Consider the following 1,387-nt stretch of genomic DNA (forward strand, 5'->3'; position numbering starts at 1 on the left):
GGTTCTCTTTCACTCCCCTCCCGGGGTCCTTTTCACCTTTCCTTCACAGTACTATGCTCTATCGGTCACTGAGTAGTATTTAGCCTTACGGGGTGGTCCCCGCTCATTCCTACAAGGTTTCTCGTGTCTCGTAGTACTCTGGATACTGCCCTGTCCCTTCTCCCTTCGCTTACGGGGCTCTCACCCTTTGCCGCCGGTCTTTCCAGTACCGTTCTGCTGGGATCGTGGATCAGTCATGCAGTCCGAACCCCGGTGTGCACGCACACCGGTTTGGGCTCTTTCCATTTCGCTCGCCGCTACTTTGGAAATCGAATATTTTCTTTCTCTTCCTCCGGCTACTTAGATGTTTCAGTTCACCGGGTTCCCGGCCTGCACCTATGGATTCAGTACAGGCCACATGAGGTATGCTCATGTAGGTTTCCCCATTCAGATATCCATGGATCAAGGGTCATTTGCACCTCCCCCTGGCTTTTCGCAGCTTATCACGTCTTTCATCGGCTCTCAGTGCCAAGGCATCCACCCTGCGCTCTTCTTCGCTTAACCTTCATATGCATAGCGTTGCATACTCGGGCACTTATAAGATACTTTGTTCTCTCGACAGATCTCTCTGTCTTCTGCTTGCTATTTATAACCAAAACTGATTGTCAGTTGTTTGGTTACCTCGGATGTCTTAACTTCTATTTCTATCAATAGATTCTATAGAATATTTAAGATTAGATTGATTTTCTGTATTCGGTTTTCAAGGAACACACATGGACGTTCTTTATACCGTCCAATGGGCTTAAGTGGACTCGAACCACCGACCTCACGCTTATCAGGCGTGCGCTCTAACCGGCTGAGCTATAAGCCCATATTGGTTTGGCTCGTTATTTCTTAAGCCGTATTTTTAAGAATAGCTGTTGCTTGATGATGTCAAGCCTCGTTGTTCTTCGCTTCTCCTCAAATAACTCCCACTCGTCTAACATGTTTCAATCACTTGCGTGATTTTCACATCTTAGTCCTCGCCGGTCGTTATTTTTGGGCTACGAACCTCGGCTATTCTTATTGGTGGAGATAAGCGGGATCGAACCGCTGACCCCCTGCTTGCAAAGCAGGTGCTCTCCCAGCTGAGCTATACCCCCGTATATCTCGGGCAGGACCCTGAAAATTAAACAACGAGTTTTGAAAAGAAATCTTTCGTAATGCTGACCTTGGAATTTAAATCAGCTTGTTTCATCTGATTTGGTCTCCATAGAAAGGAGGTGATCCAGCCGCACCTTCCGATACGGCTACCTTGTTACGACTTCACCCCAGTCATCGGTCCCGCCTTCGGCAGCTCCTCCCTTGCGGTTAGGTCACTGACTTCGGGCGTTACTGACTCCCATGGTGTGACGGGCGGTGTGTACAA

At 48.4% G+C, this 1,387-nt stretch carries 2 tRNA genes and 2 rRNA genes; all 4 read right to left on the reverse strand.

Going from position 1 to position 1,387, the window contains the following annotated elements:
• A 23S ribosomal RNA gene (locus WS40_RS10615) occupies positions 1-543 on the reverse strand; the annotation flags it as partial.
• Positions 544-776: 233 nt separating this feature from the next.
• Positions 777-850 (reverse strand) — tRNA-Ile (locus tag WS40_RS10620).
• A 195-nt stretch (positions 851-1,045) separates the two neighbouring features.
• Positions 1,046-1,121: transfer RNA gene (locus tag WS40_RS10625), tRNA-Ala, on the reverse strand.
• 113 nt (positions 1,122-1,234) lie between these two features.
• A 16S ribosomal RNA gene (locus WS40_RS10630) occupies positions 1,235-1,387 on the reverse strand; the annotation flags it as partial.

The sequence above is a fragment of the Ruminococcus sp. N15.MGS-57 genome (genome assembly GCF_000980385.1).
GTDB lineage: Bacteria > Bacillota > Clostridia > Oscillospirales > Ruminococcaceae > Hominimerdicola > Hominimerdicola aceti.